At 76.2% G+C, this 18046-nt stretch carries 5 protein-coding genes; 3 read left to right on the forward strand and 2 right to left on the reverse strand.

Going from position 1 to position 18046, the window contains the following annotated elements:
- The 3 genes from AB0H71_RS12325 to AB0H71_RS12335 are packed head-to-tail and all read left to right on the forward strand — an operon-like array spanning window position 1 to window position 1646.
- Complete coding sequence (locus AB0H71_RS12325) at window positions 1-459, forward strand: hypothetical protein (protein WP_357018727.1); 459 nt, start codon at window positions 1-3, stop codon at window positions 457-459.
- On the forward strand, window positions 456-1106 hold the full coding sequence (locus AB0H71_RS12330; RefSeq protein WP_357018729.1) for a hypothetical protein: 651 nt from the start codon (window positions 456-458) through the stop codon (window positions 1104-1106). The genes AB0H71_RS12325 and AB0H71_RS12330 overlap by 4 nt, the downstream gene beginning before the upstream one ends.
- Before the next feature lie 3 nt (window positions 1107-1109).
- Window positions 1110-1646 (forward strand): hypothetical protein, encoded by a 537-nt coding sequence (locus AB0H71_RS12335; protein WP_357018731.1) that lies wholly within the window; start codon window positions 1110-1112, stop codon window positions 1644-1646.
- Between the two features lies 1 nt (window position 1647).
- On the opposite strand, the gene AB0H71_RS12340 is transcribed toward AB0H71_RS12335, so the two are convergent.
- Window positions 1648-3147 (reverse strand): hypothetical protein, encoded by a 1500-nt coding sequence (locus AB0H71_RS12340; protein ID WP_357018733.1) that lies wholly within the window; start codon window positions 3145-3147, stop codon window positions 1648-1650.
- Window positions 3148-3273: 126 nt separating this feature from the next.
- Complete coding sequence (locus AB0H71_RS12345; protein WP_357018736.1) at window positions 3274-18036, reverse strand: hypothetical protein; 14763 nt, start codon at window positions 18034-18036, stop codon at window positions 3274-3276.
- Window positions 18037-18046 lie beyond the last annotated feature (10 nt).

Here is an 18046-nt window from a genome sequence, read left to right on the forward strand (position 1 = left end):
ATGTCCGAGGTGACCGGTGCGACCGCCGTCCGGGCGCGGCTGTGCGGGTATCTGGCGGACATCCTGCACCCGCTGCCCACCGGCTCCGCGCTGGTGCTGCGCCACCCCGAGCTGCCGGACGCGGCGTTCCACGACGGCGTCACGCTGCCGTGGAACGACAGCGACACCGGTGCGAGCCTGGTCTTCGCCGATATCGCGTACTGGGTGCTCGGCCCCGCTCCGGACGCCGCCGACGACTGCTTCGACGCCGTGCTCCGCCGGTGGCAGGACCGGGGGCTGACGCCGCTGCGCGACCGGGCGGCCCGGCCCCGCAGCGGCACCGTCGCCACCGCCGACGGCTACCGCCTCGCCGTCCGGCAGAGCGTGCGCGGACATCTCAGCGTCTCCGGATCGACCCCGCCCTTTCCCGCCGATCCCGATGCGGCGGAGCCCTTTCCGGACCGGATCGGCCCCGCATGACGGAATCCCCCGGCACCGCGAACGCCGCCGCCCGGTGGGAGCTGGAGCGCGCCGCGGAGCTGCTGCGCGCCGAGCTGCTCGCCCTCGCCGCGGCACTCGCACCCGGGCAGCAGCCGGGGCTCACCATGCTGTCCGAGCCCGCCGTGCTGGAGTGGCGGGAACCGCTGCGCCACCACTACGCGGCCACCCTGCACATCCCCGGTGACCTGCCCGGCGCCGCCGAGCTGCTCGCGGCGGCGGGCTGGCGGCTCACCGGCACCGACGACGGGCTGGTGGCCGAGCGCGCCGGTTTCCGGCTGCGGGTGCGCGCGCACGGCGCCGCCGGGCTCGGGATCAGCGGCACCACCCCCGGCTACGTGCTGTACGAGCGGCCCGCCGAATCCCGGCCGGAGCCGGTGGTGACGGCGGAGACGCTGCGCGCGGGATACCTGCTCTGCTACGAGTGCGACGGGCTCGGCTGGTGCCCGGAGTGCTTCGGGCGCGGCTGGATCCTCGATGCCGAGCAGCGCCGTCAGCGCTGCGTCGAGTGCCGCGGCGCGCGCACCTGCCCGATCTGCGCCGGGGTCGGGCAGCTCGCGATCGCGGGGATGAACAGTGTGGCGCGGGCGCACTACCCCGAGCTGGACCGCGCACCGGAGGGGGGCTGACCCGTGGCGCCACCGCAGGCGAGGACCAATGCCGAGGCACGGCTCTACCTCGAGCTCACCCCATGCGGCCGGTGCGCCGAGCCGGATGCCGAGTTCCACGCCGCCGTACTCGATCTGGACGGGGTGCAGGTGACCCGCTACACGGCGCGCTGCCCGCGCTGCGGTGCCGAGCGGGTGTACGACTTCCAGCTGCCGGACCGGCCGCTGCCGCCCCCGCCCGCCGACGAGGGCGTCCGGTTCGGTGGCGCCGAGCCCTCGCGGCTGCTCGATCCCGGCGTCTGGCTCTGGTACGCCGACGACCGGGCGGCGCTGGTGCGCGCCGACACCGACCCGGCGACCGCGCGGCTGCTCCTCGCCACCGCGGTCGCCGCACTGGACGAGGTGCTGAAATTCCTCCCGCCCGGCGCCGACGCGGTGCCCGAGGCGACATTCGCCTCGGCGGAGGGGCACTACGTGCGGTCCCGTGCGCCGGGCCGCTTCACCGGGGCGAGCCTGGCCGCCGAGCGGGAGCGGCTGCTGGCGGCGCGGGAGCGGCGGTAGCTCAGGCGCCGACCCCGCCGTGCCTGCGCTGGAAGCGCTGCTCGAACTCGGCGAGGTACGTGGACGGCGGCACCGAGGAGGAGGACTGCTCCAGCACCCCGTCGTCGGCGACGTAGAAGATGGCGCGGCCGACGGCGATCTCGCCGGGGCGAGTCGGCACGTAGACCATCCAGCCGACGCCGAGCCGATCGGCGCGCAATTCGTCCAGCGGGTAGCCGGTGGTGTCGATGCCCTGCTCGCCGATGTGCCTGCGGACCGCGGAGATCGCGCCCGCCCGCGGCATCGGCTCCGGCAGCGTCAGCACCACACCGGCCATGCCGAGCTGGTAGTAGGCGCTGTCCAGGTCGAAGTACTCGCCGTCGCCGAAGACCTCGGCCAGCGTCGCCCTCGTCACCACGCCGATCTCGGCCGCCGAGACCAGGTTGGCGACCGATTCGCGCTGCCGCTCGGTCGGCTCCTCGGCGAGCAGGGCGGAGACCACGTCGACCACGGTCGCACCGGTCCAGATGCCGGGCACCGCGTCGGCCAGCCGGTCCGCCGTCGGCGATTCGCCGCGGTGCCAGGCGCCGCCCTCCCACCAGTAGCAGAACGAGAGCGTGCCCGCCGCCGCGCGCGGGTTCAGCACCGGGTTGGCGACCCACTCCGGGGCGCCCGCGTACCAGCGCGGCGCGGGCGCGCCGCCGTTGTAGACGGCGTCCAGCTCCGGGGACCCCCAGACACCGCCGGAGAGCACCGCGCGGCCACCGGGCAGCACGTACAGCGTCGAACCGCTGCGCCGCGAGCCCTCGAAGAAGCCGAGCGCGGGCAGCATGCGCGGGCCCCACTGCGAACCGGCCGCCACGAACGCGGCCGCCATCACCGCCCAGCGCGCCCACAGCACCGGGAAAGCCGGGAAGTCTCGCTCCGCCACGGTGGGGACCACCCCGGCCGCGCGGTCGTCCCGCGCCTGCCGCGCCGCCTCCTTCGGCGAACGGGTCTGCGCGCCTTCGTGATACAGGTAGGCGGCGAGCCAGACCGGCAGCCCGGAGCGCGGGTAGCTCTCCAGATCGGCGCGGTAGGCCTCCGGGCCGAAGAGCTGATCATCCGGGAACGGCTCGTCGCCGTAGTCGTAGTCGATCTCGATCTCGCCGGTGCTGCGCAGGGCGAGCAGCAGGCGCCACCAGGGCCCGTCGCCCAGTTCGGCGGCGACCGCGCGCTGGGCGCGCACCAGCTCGAGCACGTCCGGGGTCGGCTGTGCGCGCAGGCCGCGGCCGGCGTCGTCGAAGAAGGTGATGAGCGCGAGTTCGGCGGTGGTGGTCATGGCGAAGACCGCCGCCAGGCGGCGCCAGCCGGGCGGGCCGAGCGCGGCGAGGGCGCGGGCCAGGTCGCGGGCGAGCGCCTGGGCGCGGGCGGTGGGGTCGGGGAGTTCGGTGCCGCCGAGGGTGAGGTCGACGTCGGGGGCATCGGGGTCGCCCCCGGGGTCGGCGGCGCGCGGCGCTTCGGAATCGTCCGGCTTGGTCACGGCGCAGCAATCTCCTCGTTCGTGCGGACGACGCCCGCGGACGGCGTCACTCTGTGCCCGGGCAGGGTCCCGGATTCATCCTGGCACAGGCACCCGGGCGGGCGACCGGCTCGACGCGGCGCGGGGTCATCCCGGGAACATCCCGGCTCGGCGGTCCGGGTCGGCGCACACCTCGTGCACCAGCCGGCCCAGGTCCAGCTCCGCGGGCAGCGAGCGGTACGTCAGCCGGCAGGCGACCTCGCCGCCCGCCAGCACCGTGAGCACCGTCGTGCGCCGCTCCGGCTGTGCCCACTCCACCGCGATCGCCTGTGTCTCGAGATCGAACGGCTGCTCGCCGACGCGCAGCGCCAGGCCGCCCTTGCCGCGGTAGAAGACGACGGGGACGTCGCCCAGATCGCCGTACACGCCGGCGGCCGGGCCGGTGGGGACGGCGATGGCGTGCAGGCCGCCGGTGGCCGGGTCGAACCGGGCGGTCACGCCGAAGCCGGAGAACGGTTGGACCATGAGGGAGGGTTCCGGGCGGTTCGCCGAATACCCGGTGGTGGTTCGGCGCCGCTGCGGCGAGCGCGTGGGGCCGCCGGGGGGCGGCAGGACGGGTGGGGCCATCGGCGTGCCGCCCGGGTTCGCTTGAGCTGCCGGGGTTTCCGTGTGCTGGGGCCGGCGGGGGGCCGGGGTGGGGTCGTCGGCCGGGAATGGCGGGAGGGGGCCGCGGCCGGCGGGCGGGGCGGGCGTGCCTCCGTTCGCGCCGGAGCCGTTGCCCGTGGGGGCACCCGCATCGGCGCCGAAGCCGTTGCCGGGGGCAGCCCCTTCGCCGTTCCAGCCGTTGCCGTTCGGAGAATCGGGGCTCGGGGCCCATGGTCCACCGTTGCCGGCATTCCGGCCGTCCCACCACGGCGGCAGTCGCGGGTTGCCGGGATGCGCGCCACCGTCACCCGGAGCACCGGGATGGTGCGGGGGTGCGCCGGGGTCGCCGATGGGCGGCACCGTCGGCGGGCGCCCGGGATCGATTCCGTCCGGCGGGCAGCTCGGGTCGCCGCCGGGGGGACAACTCGGGTTCTCGCCGGGCGGCGGGCACTCCGGATCGTGCTCGCCGGGCGGGCAATCCGGGTCAGGGCCGGGCGGCGGGCACTCCGGATCGCGCTCACCGGGCGGGCAGTCCGGGTCAGGGCCGGGCGGCGGGCACTCCGGATCGTGCTCGCCGGGCGGGCAATCCGGGGCAGGTGCCGGGGCCGGGGGCTCGGGGATCGGGGCTGCGGCCGGCGGCGGGGACACCGGGGCAGGCGGGTAGCCGGGGCGGCTCGGCGGCGGCTCGGGGCTCGGCGGGTGCCGCGGGGGTGGCGGCGGCTTCGGCTGGAGCTCGGGCAGCGGCCACGGGGCCGGGTCGAGGATCGGGATGTCCGGCGTCTCCGGGCCGTCGAACTCGTACTCGTGCGGCAGTTTCGGCACGTGCGAGCGCCACCGCACGCCACCCGGGTCGTCTCGATCCGCGCGACTGCCGGTTCCGTCGTCGTCCCCTCGGCTCCCCGGCTCCCCGGCGACATCCTCCGGACCCGAGCGAGTCCCGGGTCCGGGCACACCGCGCCCGCTGCGACTCCCGGCCTCCCCGGCACTGCGCTCGGGCTGCATCCCGGCCTCGAGCCGCTCCCGCTCGGCGACAGCGTCCTCGTAGCGGCGGGCCGCCTCCTCGTACTCGTCCACGCGCCGCTGGTCGTCCAGCCGCATGGTCCGGTCCCGGAGCTGGGCGAGCTGCTCGCCCAGGGGGAGACCGCGGTCGACGGGGAGTCCGTGGCGGGCCGCGTCGCGCGCGGCGAGCGCCCGCGCCTCGGCATCGCGGGCGGCGTCGAGCTCGCGCTCGGCGCGGCCGAGCGGGTCGACGGCGTCGCGCTCGGCCCGGTCGGCGTCCGGCACCTGCGGGACCTCCCGCGTGACCGGCGGGTGCGCCTCGACCTCGGCCCGCAGCCGCTCGACCTCGGCGACCGCCTCGTCGCGGGCGCGCACCGCGTCCTCGAGCGCGTTCACCCGGTCCTGCCAGGGCTGCTGCTCGTCCACCCGCATGGTCCGCGCCCGCAGATCGTCGAAGGTGTCCGGCGAACCCGGCTCCGGCTCCTCGACCGGCAACCCGCGCAGCGCCGCGCGAACCTTTCCCGCGGCGGCATCCCGCGCGGCCAGCGCCCGCTCGTACTCGGCGAGCGCATCGGCCCACTCGGTGCGCAGCCGGGGCACGTCGTCGCCGGGGGCGGGCAGCAGCGCGGGGGTGCCGGGTGCGGCCGGGACGGCCGGGCCGGTCAGGGTGTGGTCCGGCGCCACGGGGTCGACGGCGTACGGGACGCCCGCGCGCCAATCGGTGAGCGGCGGGCGGTCGGCGTCCCAGTGGTGGCCGAGGCCGACGGCGTGGGTATTGGCATCCCGCCAGGTGGCGTGCGGGTGCCTGCGCAGGAACTCGGCCTCGGCGCGCGCGTCCTGCAGCAGCACGAGGTCCTGCGGCAGCGGCTCGCCCGCGAGCAGCCGGTTCCACGCCTCGGCGACATCGGCAAGCCGGTCCATCGGCCGGCGCACGTAGCTGCCGCTCGGGTCGGTGTAGTCGCGCACCAGGTGGGCGTCGCGCATCAGGTGGTCCTTGACGTGCTTCAGCTCCTCCCGGGTGAACCGCGGCAGGCCGGGCTCGCGCGTGTAGCCGGCGAGCATCCGGGCCAGCGTGTCCTCCGGCGTCTCGCCGGGGCGCCGCTCGCCTGCCAGGTTGTCCGGGTAGTCCGGGGCGAGCATGAGTTCGCGCAGGTCCGCGACTGTGTCCCGGATGGCGTCGGTGTCGTCCGAGGCGAACAGCGGCGCGAGCTCCGCGGCGACCAGATCGGTGGCGTCGGCGATCCCGCGCAGCTGGGCGGCCACGTCGCGGGTCGGGTCGATGCCGGGGTGGTCGCGGACCAGCCGGTCGCGCACCGCGTCGACCACCGCGCGCGCGTCCCGCGCCTGTTGCGCCCGCCGGTGGCTCTCCAGCCCGTCGGCGATCCGGTCCAGGTCGGTGTCGTCGACGAGGAACCGGTCGTACTCGGCGTTCGCCCAGTCCTGGACCCGCTGCCAGTTCGCGACGTCGCGCTCCCATTCGCGGCGCAGCGATTCCGGGATCTGCACCCGGTCGGCGGGGTTTCCGTGCTCGGCCGGGTCCCACGGCCGATGCAGCGGCTGGATATTGCGTTCCGGCGGGGCGAACCACGGGTAGTCGCGGAACACCGTGCCGAACGGCGGGACGTGCCGCAGCCACGGCCTGGCCTGCACCCAGCGCCCGATCTCGGGGTGCGCCTGGATCCAGGCGCGCACCGCGGGGTGCTTCGGCGCCTGCGCCGCCATCAGCAGCAGCCGCACGACGTTGTACGCGTCGGAGCCCCAGTGCTGGGTGAAGACGGTGGTCCCCGGCGGCATGCCGGAGGTGTCGTACTGGGCGGGCGCCTGCGGCATGTGCACCGGCAGGGTGCTCTCCGGCACCTGCCCGGCGGGCACGTCGTCGGCGGGCAGCGTGATGTCGTTGACCACGTCGGTCATGGCCCAGCCGCTGACGCCGTCCGGCAGATCCTTGCCGGAGTGCTTCTTCGGCACGCCGCCGCCGTCCCGGCCCGCGACCCAGTCCGGGCGGCTCGGGTCGACCGGGTGCCAGGCGCCGCCGCCATCCTGCCAGCGGGTCGTGTCCAACCGCCTGCCGCCGGTCCAGCCGGTCGACATCCGCTCGATCCGCGGCGGGGCCATGTCCTCGACCCGCACCGCGCCTTCCCGGTCGGCGAGCACCCTGCGGTACTCGACCACCGTCTCCGGGCGGACCATGGCCTGCGCGACGGCCGCGTCCCCGCGCAGCGCCGCCAGCAGCGCGCGGTCGTGCGCGCCGGATGGATCCGCCGGGTCCGCGCGGCCGCCGAGCACGATGATCCGCGGCCGCTCGCCCTCGACGATGCCGACCCGGTCGGTCACCATCCGGCCGCCCCGCTCGGCGATCACCTCGCGCCAGGAGCCCGCCAGCCGGGCCATCTCGTCCTGCAGCCCGCCGATCCGCTGCTGGGCCTCGTGCACGTCGCGGGCGGCGTCGGCGAGGGCGTCGATCTGCCGCAGCCGGGCGGCCACCTCATCCGGGCGCAGGTCGTCCGGGACGGCTCGGCGCAGCCGGTCGACGGTGCGGTCCAGGTCCGGGCCGAGCGCCTGTTCGTCCGGCACGCCGAGGCGGGCGGCGAGATCGTCGCGCATGCCGCGGCGCGGCTTGACGGCGCGCAGCTCCTCGGCGCGCTCCCGGGCGAGCCGGTCGATCTCGGCGCCGACCTCCGCGGTGGGCGGGCGGTGCGCGGCGACGCCGGCGCGCTCCAGATCGCGCAGCCGCTGCTCGATCCGGCGGAGCTGCTCGTCCAGTTCGTCGTACCGCCCGGTGGCCTCGATGAGCTTGCGCAGCCGCTCCAGCCGGTGCTGTCGCTCAGCCGGGTCGACATCGCGCCGCTCGCTCCGGTTCGCCTCGTCGATGCCGCCGGTGACCTCGACCTCGTCCACCCTGGCGCCCGCGTGCAGGGTGCGGATGATGTCGTCGCGGTTGTCCGAATCGCGCCGCACCCACGGCACATCGGCGTCGACGCCGAGGTCGGCGGCGCGGCCGTCGGCCTTGGCGCGCACGAACTCGCGCTCGCGCACCAGCTCCTGGCGTTCGCGCAGCAGCCGGTCGTACTCGGCGAGCAGGCCGGCGCGCTCGGCCAGCTCGGCGACCTCGGCGGCGGTCTCGACGTAGGGGCGGACGACCTCGGCCAGCTCGCGCAGCCGCGCGGTCTGCTCGTCGGGCAGGTGCCAGCCGCGCAGTTCCCGGAGCGTGGCCGCGATGCGGCCCGGGTCGAGCGCGCCCGGCTCGCGGATCGGCAGGTCGGCGGCGAGTTCGCGGACTCGTTCGGCGAGCTGGTCGCGGCGGGTGACGGCGTCGGCGTGCGCGCGGGCCGCCTCGGCCCGGCCCGGGTGTGCCGGATCGGGACGGGTTGCGGTCTCGTCCGTTTCGGGCGTGGCGGGGTGCGGGCGAGTGGCGCCGTCGGACTTCTCGGTTCGCGGTTCGTCCGGAGGGTCGGCGGTGTCGTCGCCCTCCCGCGTCGGGGCGTCCGGGTCGGCCGTCTCGTCGCGCGGCACCTGCTGTGTCGGAGCGTCCAGGTCGGCCGTCTCGTCGCGCGGCACCTGCTGTGTCGGAGCGTCCAGGTCGACGGTGGGGCCGGGGTCGCCGGGGTCCGGCTCGTCGGGGGTGGGCGGGGCGGGGCGGGAGGTGGGGGGCTTGCCGCCTGCGCCACCACCGGCGGCGGGGGGCGGCGGGGCGTCGGGGCCGGGCAGCCCACGGGGCGGCTCGTCGAGGCGGCCCCGCGCATCGGGGAGCCGGGCGGCGATCTCCGCGAGCGCGCGGATCTCCGCGTCCCGCTGCGCGATCTCGTCGCGCAGTCTGCTCTGTTCCTCGGCGAGCTGAGCGGGGGTGAGCCGCTCCTTCTGGTCCAGCTTGCCGTCCCGGTACACCTCGTACACCCGGGCGAAGCGCTCGGGATCGCCCGCGGTGAGGTCGACGCCCGCCAGCCGGGCCCAGTCGCGGCTCGCGCGCAGCGCACCGCGGCCGGGGTCGCCGGGATCGGGGAGCCCGCGCCCGGTGAAGGCCTCGGTGAACAGGTCGATGTCGCCGACGATGGCGCGCAGGTGCCCCACCGCCCGCGGATGCGCGGGGAACTCCACGTCGGTGACGCGCGGATCCACCGTCTCCGGGTGCGCGAGCGGGTCGTAGGGATCCAGCCGGACCAGCGTGTCCGCGTACTCCGTCAGCGCCTGCCGCACCGCGGCCCGCCCCTCCGGCGTCCGGATCCGCGCCGCGATCGCATCGCGCAGCGCCCCCGCGTCCAGCCCGCGCGGATCCGGCAGGTAGGCGAGCAGATCCCTGGTGTGCTTCTTCGGGAAGAGCTCGGCCGGGTCGATGCCGAGCCGGTGCGCGAGCAGGTCGCGGGCGGCGAGCACCGCCCCGGCGTCCACCTCGCGCAGCAGCCCCGCGTACTTCACCAGCGATTCGACCTGCTGATAGCGCAGCGAGTTGCGGATCGCCGGGTCGGTGATCCGCTCGGCGAGCAGCTCCGGCGCGAGGTCGCCGGGGTCGAGCCCGAGCCGGTGTGCGAGCCGGTTCCGCGCGTCGGTGTGCGCGTGGTAGGTGTCGATGTCCCACGCGGTCCGCGCGTAGTCGATGATCGACTCGATCTGCCCCGCGCGCAGCAGGTTCTCGTAGCGCAGCCGGGCCAGCTCGGCGGCGAGCCGGTCGGGCGAGCGCAGCACCTCCGGCTCGATCCCGAGCCGCTGCGCGAGCTGGTCGCGGAGGTCGCGCAGCCGGTCCGGGTCGAGCGCATCGAGCAGCTCCCGCTGCCTGCGGACGGCGCTGTCGTCCACCTCGGTGGCCTCCGGCGGCGGATCCGGCACCGGGCGCCAGCGCTCCTCCCCGCCGTCGCGCAGCAGGGTCACCTCCGCGCGCCTGCCGTCGATGTCGGCGGTCACGTGCCGCACCTGCGGGGTGCCCGCCTCGGCGACCCGGATCAGCCCGTCCGGCTCGACCACGGCGATCCGGTACTCGACCGGCACATGCTCACCGTTGACCAGGTCGGCGAGCTCCGGGAGGCGCCGCAGCGCGTCGGCGAGCACCCGGTCGTGCTCCAGCCCGCCGTCGAGCACGACGAGCCGGGGCGGCGCGCCGCCGTCGCCGGGCACCAGCGCGACGCCGTCGTCCAGCATGGTGCCGCCGTGCACCAGCACCCACTCGCGGGCCGCCAGGTCGGCGAGCACGGCGTCGAGATCGCGGGCCGTCGCGTCGTCGCGCGCGAAGTGTTCCGCGGCGTCACGGAATTCGCCGAGCCGGTCGCCGAGCCGCTGGATCCGGTCGAGCTGCTCGTCCAGGGTGGGACGCAGCCGGTCCGGGGTCAGGCTCTCCAGGTCGACGCCGAGCAGCTGCGCCCAGACCGCGCGCTCGTCCTTGATCTGGTCGCGGCGCAGCGCGTTCTCGAAGTAGCCGGCGAGGCCGGTGTCGGTGCCCGGCTGGTCGGTGTCGTGCAGGTCGCCCCAGTCGCGGCTCGGCTCGCCGCCGTTGTTCACCCCCTGCCAGTCGAGCAGCGTGGGGTCGCCGCCATTGGCCCGGACGACCTCGCGCAGGAAGCGGGTCATCGGGTCGGCGTCGAAGAAGGTGACCTCGTCGCTGAACGGGATCTCGGCGTCCTCGGCGTTGTAGCGCCGCGCGGCCTCGGCCAGCCCGGAGAGCGCGCCGATCCGGCGGGCTTGCTGGTACTCGAGCAGGTGCACCGCGCGGAGCAGCCCCTCCGGGCTGCGGTCGGGCAGGTCGATGCCGAGCTCGCGGGCGAGGTCGGTGAGGCGCTCGGCCTGCTCGTCGCGCTGCTCCCCTGCCTCGGCCCGCTCGCGCAGCAGCTGCTGGATCTCCTCGGTGGAGCGGGCGAGCCGCTCCCCCGGCGGCGGGGGCGCGGTGTCGGCGGGCGGCAGCGCCGGGTCCGGCCGCTGCTCGGCGGCCTCCGCCATCCGGCGCAGGTCGTCGAGTTCGACGCCGAGTTCCCGGCGCACCAGCTCCGGATCCGCCTCCTCCAGCCAGTATTGGTACTCCTCGCCCGCCCTGGTGCGCGGTACGTCGTACTCGGCGGCCCGGTCCCGCACCCGGGCGGTGAAGCGGCGCAGGAACGGGATGAGCTCGCGCTTCTTCCACATGGTCGCGCCCTCTTTGAGGATGCGCGCGGGGTTGCCCTGGAAGTTGGTGAGCACGTCGGAGTCGGCGACGTCGCCTGCCAGGTGCACGATCTGCTGCTGGCCCTGGCCGTCGAGGCCGGAGCCGGACGGGTACTTGGGGGTGTGGCCGCTGTAGCTGTGGCCGCGGAGGCGGTCCCAGATCCGGCGCAGCCGCGACGCCGGGCGCTCCTCGGGTCGTGCGGGCGGGTCGCCCGGGACGCGCGGGGCGGGGCGGCGGTCGCGCTCCTCGACCCGCCAGCCCTCGCCGTCGGCGACCAGCCGCACCGGGACGCGCTCGCCGTCCACCTCGGCCGAGTACCGGCGGGCGCTGCCGTCCTCCGGCTCCGGGAGCCGCGCCACCTGCACCAGGTCGGCCAGGTCGGCGACGGCGTCGGACTCCCGCCTGGCGGCGGCGCGCTGCTCGTCGATCGCGCGCGCCGGGTCGGCGGCGACCAGGGCGGGGTCCAGGCCGAGCCGGCGGGACCAGCGGTCCCGGTTCGCCGCGGCGTGCGGGGTGCGGTCGGGGGCGGCGGTGCGGTGCCGGGCGGCGGCGTCGGCGAGCGCCTCCACCGCGGCGGCCCGCAGCAGGGTGCGGTACCGCAGGTCGGCGATGGTGCGGGCGAGGCGCTCCTCGGTGAGGGCGGCGGGGTCGAGGCCGAAGTGGGCGCGGAGCCGCTCGATGGCCTCGGCGGCGGACTCCAGCCCGGGTTCGCTCGGCTGCCTCGGCTGTTCCGGCTCGACCCGCTGCCTGGCGGCGGGGTCGAGGGCGCGCGGTGGCTCGGTGCCGTCGCCGTCCATGCCGATGCGGCGGAGTTCGGCGTCCATCTCGGCGAGCCGGGCCGGGTCGGCCTCGGTGCGCCAGTACGGCTCCGCGCCGTAGAGCTGCTCGGGGTCGACCGGGTCGAAGTCCTGCGGGCGCAGCGGGCGCACCGGGTCGATGCCCCCGTCGACGGCGCCGCGCAGCACCGCGAGCTCGGCGAGTTCGGCGAGGACCGCGAGCGGGTCCGGGTGCCCGGTCAGCTCGGGCAGGCCGAGCGCGTCGAGGAGGCGGCGGGCGTGCCGCTGTTCCTGCTCCGGGCGGGGGTCGGGGCTCTGGAAGGCGTCGTCGCGGGCGACCTCGGCGAGGAAGTCGCGGACCGCGTCCAGCGGGTCCGGCTCCGAATCCGGTTCGGGGCGGGAGGTCTCGCCCTCCGGGGCCGGCGCGGTGTCCGGGCGTGGGCTGAGGTCGGCCGGGGCTCCGGTGTCGTCCGGAGCGGCCGGTCGAGCGGCGTTGCGCTCGGCGGCCGCGCGCCTGACCTGTTCCGCGGCGTCCGGGTCACCGGCGTCCTCGTGGCGCTGGGCCACCCGCTCGGCGGCCCAGTCCGCGGTGCCGTCGGCGATGGCGGCGCGGATCCGGGTCCAGGCGTGCGCGGGGTCGCCCGCCGCCTGCTGCTCGTCGGCGATGCGGTGCAGCCAGTCGGCGTGCTCGGCCGCCATCCGCGCGTTCCACTCCGCCTGCACGAGCCGCTCGGCGCGGTACCACTCGGAGGGCTCGCTGAAGCGCGGCCCCTCGCGGCCCCCGGACGGCCTGGGATCCCCGACGACCGCAGGGTGCCCGCCATCCCCATCTCGCTCCCGCGGTGCCTGTTCAGCGCGTTCATCGGCGGCTGGTCCGAGCTCGGGGCCGGGACCATCCGGGGGGCCGTCCATCTGCGGCGTCGCCGGGGCCTCCGCCCCGGTGTCGGCCAGCTCCGGCTGCGACGGCTCCCGCATGGTCGAGGTGGAGTCGGTGGCGCCGTGCGCGCGCTCCCACACGCCCCCGTACAGCGCGCGGTAGTCGACGCCCTCCGGGGCATGCCCGCGGACGAGCAGCCGCGCGAGCGCCTCGGTGCCCTCGGCCACGCCGAGTTCCCAGTGGTGGTCGCTGTTCCCCGGGTCGGCGCGGAGCGCGGCGGCGATGCCGCTGCGGTAGGCCGCGTCGTAGATCCGCTCCGGCCGATCCACCGGCGAGTCGAACCCGAGTTCCCTGAGTTGCTTGCGCAGCTCGATCTCGACGGCGTGTGCGCGCGCCTCCTCGCGCACCATGGCATCGACGTACTCGCCGCGCGGCAGGTCGAGGCGCTGCCTGGTGGTGCCGGCCGAAGCCGCGTGGTGCGAGTTCTCGGCGTGCAGCACCGTGTGCGCCAGCTCGCGCGCCTGCTCCAGCCGGGTCAGCCCCGGGTCGAGCACGGCCACCCGCTGCGCGGGCAGGTAGCGGGTCTCGGCCCCCGGCTCGTACCGGACGGTGACCCCGGCGGTGTCGAACACCTCGTTCACCCAGCGGCCGACCTCGGTCTGCCCGAGCAGCTCCCGGACCGCCGCGACGCGCTGGCCGGTGTACGCGCCGACGCGGTTCGCCGGCCAGTCGACGGCGTCGGCGTGCGGCGTTCGCCGGTCGGAGGCCTCCGGGCCGGGATCGTCGTCCGCACCGAGCCGCTGGACGATGACGCTGCCATCGCGGGTCACATCGACCACGAGCCGGGTGATCCGGGTGCCCGGGTCGTCCAGAACCGCCGCGACCTCGGGATCCTGCCGCAACCCGGCCACGATGTGGTCGGTCGGCGCGTGGCCGAGCAGCACGATCTCCACCGGGTCGCCCGGGACGAGCACCGCCCGATCGCCGAGCGGGCGGCTCGCTCCGGCCCGGTCGCCCAGGTGCCGGTCGACGATGTGCCGCGTCGCGAGGTCGGTCGCATCCTGCCAGGCGCGGTCGCGGGCGTTCTGCGCAGTGCTGTCGCGGTCGACGGCGTCGGCCAGGGCCAGCGCGTCGAATTCGCGGCGCAGCAGTTCGACCCGGCGCAACGCGTCGCCCTCGGGGAGCGTCTCGGTGGCCAGCCCCTCGACGTCGAGGCCGAGCCGACCGGCGAGCGCGGCGAGGTCGTCCCTGGCCCGCTGCAATTCGTCGAGCGCCCGGTCGCGCAGCCGGGACGGGGCCGCCGCGGTGTCGAGACCGAGCGCGGCAGCCAGCTGCTCGATCCTTCGGAACTGCTGGGCCGAGGTGGTGGCGGCTGCCCTGAGCTGCAGTGACAACTCGCGGAGCCGGTCACCGGCGGCCCCGTCGACGGTCTCGTAGTTCGGCAGCGACTGCCCGTGCAGCCGGTCCCAGGCCGCGCCGTAGTACTCGTTGTAGACGAAGCCACCGCCCCACTGCGCCGGACCCACGTGCGGCACCAGCGCGTCGACGGCCGCGTTCCTGGCCCGCGAGCGATGCTCCGCCTCGGTGCCCGCCCGGTCCTCGGTGCGCGCGGCGTCGAGCGCCGCGTCGTAGGCCCGGTGGTAGATGCCCTCCAGCCGCGGCTCCGGCAGGTCGTGGCCGAGTTCCCGCAGCTGGCGGGAGAATTCGTACTGGCGGCCGAAGGCCTCCGCCTCCTCGCGCACCATGCCGGCGACGTAGGCATCGCGATCCAGGGTCGCCCGCGGGCCCTGGGTGTTCGATCCCCTGCCCGTGATGTCGTACTCGGCGTGCACCGCCTCGTGGATCAGGGTGAGCGCCTGCTGGAGGTGGTCCCGGCCACCGGTGAAGACGTTCGCGATCAAATTGTCGCTGTCGTACAGCCCGCTCGCCCTCGGATGGTACGGGTGGTACCCCTCGCGGACCCGGTGCTCGTCCAGCAGCGCCAGCGCCTCCCGGCCCACCTCCGTCTCCGCGAGCAGGGCGCGCACCTGGTCGGGGAGGTCGTCCAGCGAGGTGCCGATGCGCCTGCCGGTCTCGGCGAACACGTCGGCCGGATCGGTGCGCACGGCCCAGCCGTCGCCCTCGGGGCGGATCGGGACGCCGTCGCGGTCGTAGACGACGGCGGCGATGTCGGCCAGGTCGCGGGTCAGGGTGTGCGGGTACGCGCCGCGGGTGCGCTGCGACGGGTCGGACACCTCGACGTACAGCTCGCCGTCCGGGCGGGCGCGGACGGTCATGACGTAGGCGTGCGCGCCGACGCCGTGTTCGTCCACCGGGCCGGTGTAGACGTCGACGACGAGGGCGCGCGCGCCTTCGCCGAGGCGGAGCAGTTCGTCGGCGAGGTTCTGGTGCGGGGGCCGGTCGCCGTCGGCGGGCGGGACGCCGCGCAGCGGAGCCCCCGCCGCCGCGGCGACCTGTTCGGCGGACATGCCCGCCGGGCCGACGGGCTCCTCCGGCAGCCGGATCAGGTTGCCGCCGGTGCCCTCCCGGATCTCGTGGAGCGCCAGCGGGACGCATTCGCCGCGGTTCCTCGGCTCGTCGGGGTCCGCGGGCGCGTCCGGGCGCGGGGGCGGGGTGGCCGGGCCGGGGGTCGCCGCCGGGTCGGTGCCGGCGCGGTGCTGCGGGCGGGCCGTCGGGCCGTCGGCGACGGGGACGATCGCGACCACGCCGTCGTAGTCCGGGTCCGCCGCGCGGCGCGGCGGGCGCGGGTCGGCGTTGTTCGCGTCCCCGCGAGGAGTGGGAGTGTCGGCGGGGTCGCGTAAGCCTTCGTTCGGATGCCGGGGCAGGGGGCCTTCGGATGCGTTGTGCGGGCGCGGGTTCCCGGAGTCGGGAAGGTCGGCACGCGGGCGCACGCCATCGCCGTCGTTGCGCACCGGAGTGGCGCTGTCGCCCGTTCGCGGCGCGGTGCCGTCGGCGGGGCGCGCCGGGACGCTGTCGCCGCCGCGCGGGGCAGTGGTGTCGGTCGACCGAATCGGCGTGGTGTCGCCGGTCCGGGACGCGGTGCCATCCCCGGGTCGGGTCATCGCGCCATCACCGGTCCGGGTCGCAGTGCCATCCCCGGGCCGGGTCGTCGCGCCATCGCCGCTGCGGGGCGCGGTGCCGTCACCGCTCCGCGTGCCCGCACCTTCGCCGGGGCGCGAGCCTCCGTTCTCGGCGGCCCGCGCAGCGCTCGAATCTCCGCGCGGAGCTGCCGTTTCGGTGCTCCGCGGCGGAGCACCGCCTTCGCTGCGAGTCGGCGTCTGCCGCCCGGGCTCGATGTCACTGCGCGGCGCTTCGGCACCGCCGCGCTGCGTGTGGACGGGGCTGTCGCCGCGGGTATGGGGGGCATCGGCCAGGCCGGCGCGGCTCTCGACGGGGCGGTGCGGGGCGGTGCCGTCGGCGCGGGCGGCGGGATTGCCCGGCCTGGTGTCGGCGGCTCGCGGCTCGGCGCCTGCCACCCGCGGCCCCTCCGTGGTGCGCGGGCTCTGCTGCGGGGCGGGGTTGCTCCGCGGCTCGGAGCTCGAGCCATGGGCGTTCGTCTGGCCATTGCCCTGCGTACCGGAGCCGGTGGTCGACGAAGCGGGGCCGCCGCTCTGCGCTCCGGACGCGGCGGGGGCGTTCGCACCTGAGCCGGTGGCGCTCGCCCCGGGCCCTGCTGCGCCCGCACCGGTCTCTGCGGCGCTCGGACCGGTAACCGCTGCGTCGGGTGTGGCGCCACCGGTGGCGACTCCCGGCGCGGTGGACCCGCCATTGTCACCAGCGGTCTGCGTGGAATCACCGGGTGTGCCGGTGTCGAGCGGCCTGCTCGCCGAGTCCGCCGCGGACGCGCCGCTCGACGAGGACGTCGCGGAGTCGGCGCCCCGGCCCGCGTCGGCACCGTCGGTGTTGCCGCCGCCACGCCCCGGGTCGCCACCCGCTGCTACGGGCTGGTCGAGGCTCTGCGCGCGCCCCGCGTCGCCGGCCCGCGGCACATCCTGCGGGCCCCGGTCGGCGGGCGCGTCGGCGCGCGGTTCGGCGCCGGCGGGGCTGGTGCCGGGAGCATCGGAGACGTCTGCGCGCGAACCGGTTTCACCACCGGAGTCGTTCAGCTCGCCCGGCAACCCCGCACGGTCGGCACCGGCGTCACCGCCGCGCTGTTGCTCCCCCGCCCCGTCCTGCGCGCCGGCGCCATCGCGACCACCGGCCCCGTCCTGCACCCCCGCCCCGTCGAGTCCACCGACGCCATTCTGCGCCCCGGCTCCGGGCTGCGCCCCGGCACCGTTCTGTGCACCGGCCCCGTTCTGCGAACCGGCCCCATCCTGCCCACCAGCCCCATCCTGCCCACCAGCCCCGTTCTGGGTACCGGCACCGTTCTGGGAACCGGCACTATCGTGCCCACCGACCCCGTTCCGAGACCCGACATCCGACGCACCCGTCCCGTCCCCCGAACCCCCGAACCCCGCATCCCCCACCCGCGGAATCGGCGCGGGCGGCGTCGGATACAGATTCGGATGATTCCCCCGCCACCAGGCATCCGCCGCCCCCCGGCTCATCCCGGTGAGCGCCCCGCTCCCCACCCCACCGGTGATGGTGCGCGGATCGAACTGGCTCAGCGACTGCGAGAGCTCCTGATTCGCCGCGTCCCACCCCTCGGTGAAGCCGGTGACCAGGTACGGCACCGCGAGGCTCGCCCCGTACCCGCCGACCGCACCGGTGAATCCGGCGCCGGCGCCGACCAGCCCCCCGCTCTGCCAGGGCGCGAGGACGGCATCACCGTTCGCCCGGGTCGGCAGCGCCTTGGACACCAGGTTGCCGCCGAACTCACCCGCGGCCGCGCCGGCGGCGGAGCTGATCGCGGTGATCCCGACCTGCTCCCAGTTGATGTCGTCGCGATGCCCGGCTCCCACTTGATACCCCTGGACACCGATCTCCTGCACGGTGCCGATGAAGGTGTCGATCGCGATGTGCCGCACCAGGAAGGTGGCGATCCGCCGCCCGACGAACCGCGCGACCAGCGCGATGATCCGATTCATCAGGTTCTGCGCCACGATTCGCAGCCCGATCCGGGTGACGCCGACGGCAGCGGCCTGCACCGCGGGCGCGGTGGGCGGAAAGATCCAGGCGGCGGCGATCTCCGCGGCCAGCAGCGCCAGCGACGAGTAGAACATCAGCTGCGCGTACTCGATCTCGGTGCCGACCGAGTCGGCCATCTCGCCGATCTGGTCGAACGCGGCCGCCAGCGCCGCCACCGACTGCGGCCCGGAGCGCAGGCTGTCGAAGGCGGCGACCATCTGCTCGATGCCGTCGCCCGACGGGTAGGCGCGGATCGACGCGGTCTTGGCCGCATCGATGTCGGCCAGGATGTCGCGCAGTTCGTTCGCCGCGCCGCGCCAGTCACCGGCCAGGCCCCACATCCCGTCGGGGTCGCCGTCGGGGTAGTCCACACCGACGAGCCACTCCAGCGGCTGCAGCCAGCCAGGTAGGTCAGCCATGGATCAGATC

The organism is Nocardia sp. NPDC050697, from assembly GCF_040654395.1.
In the GTDB taxonomy this organism is placed as follows: Bacteria; Actinomycetota; Actinomycetes; order Mycobacteriales; family Mycobacteriaceae; genus Nocardia.

Coding starts and splice junctions, on each gene's coding strand:
- AB0H71_RS12330 (WP_357018729.1), top strand. CDS start 456: ATGACGGAATCCCCCGGCACCGCGAACGCCGCCGCCCGGTGGGAGCTG.
- AB0H71_RS12325 (WP_357018727.1), top strand. CDS start 1: ATGTCCGAGGTGACCGGTGCGACCGCCGTCCGGGCGCGGCTGTGCGGG.
- AB0H71_RS12345 (WP_357018736.1), bottom strand. CDS start 18,036: ATGGCTGACCTACCTGGCTGGCTGCAGCCGCTGGAGTGGCTCGTCGGT.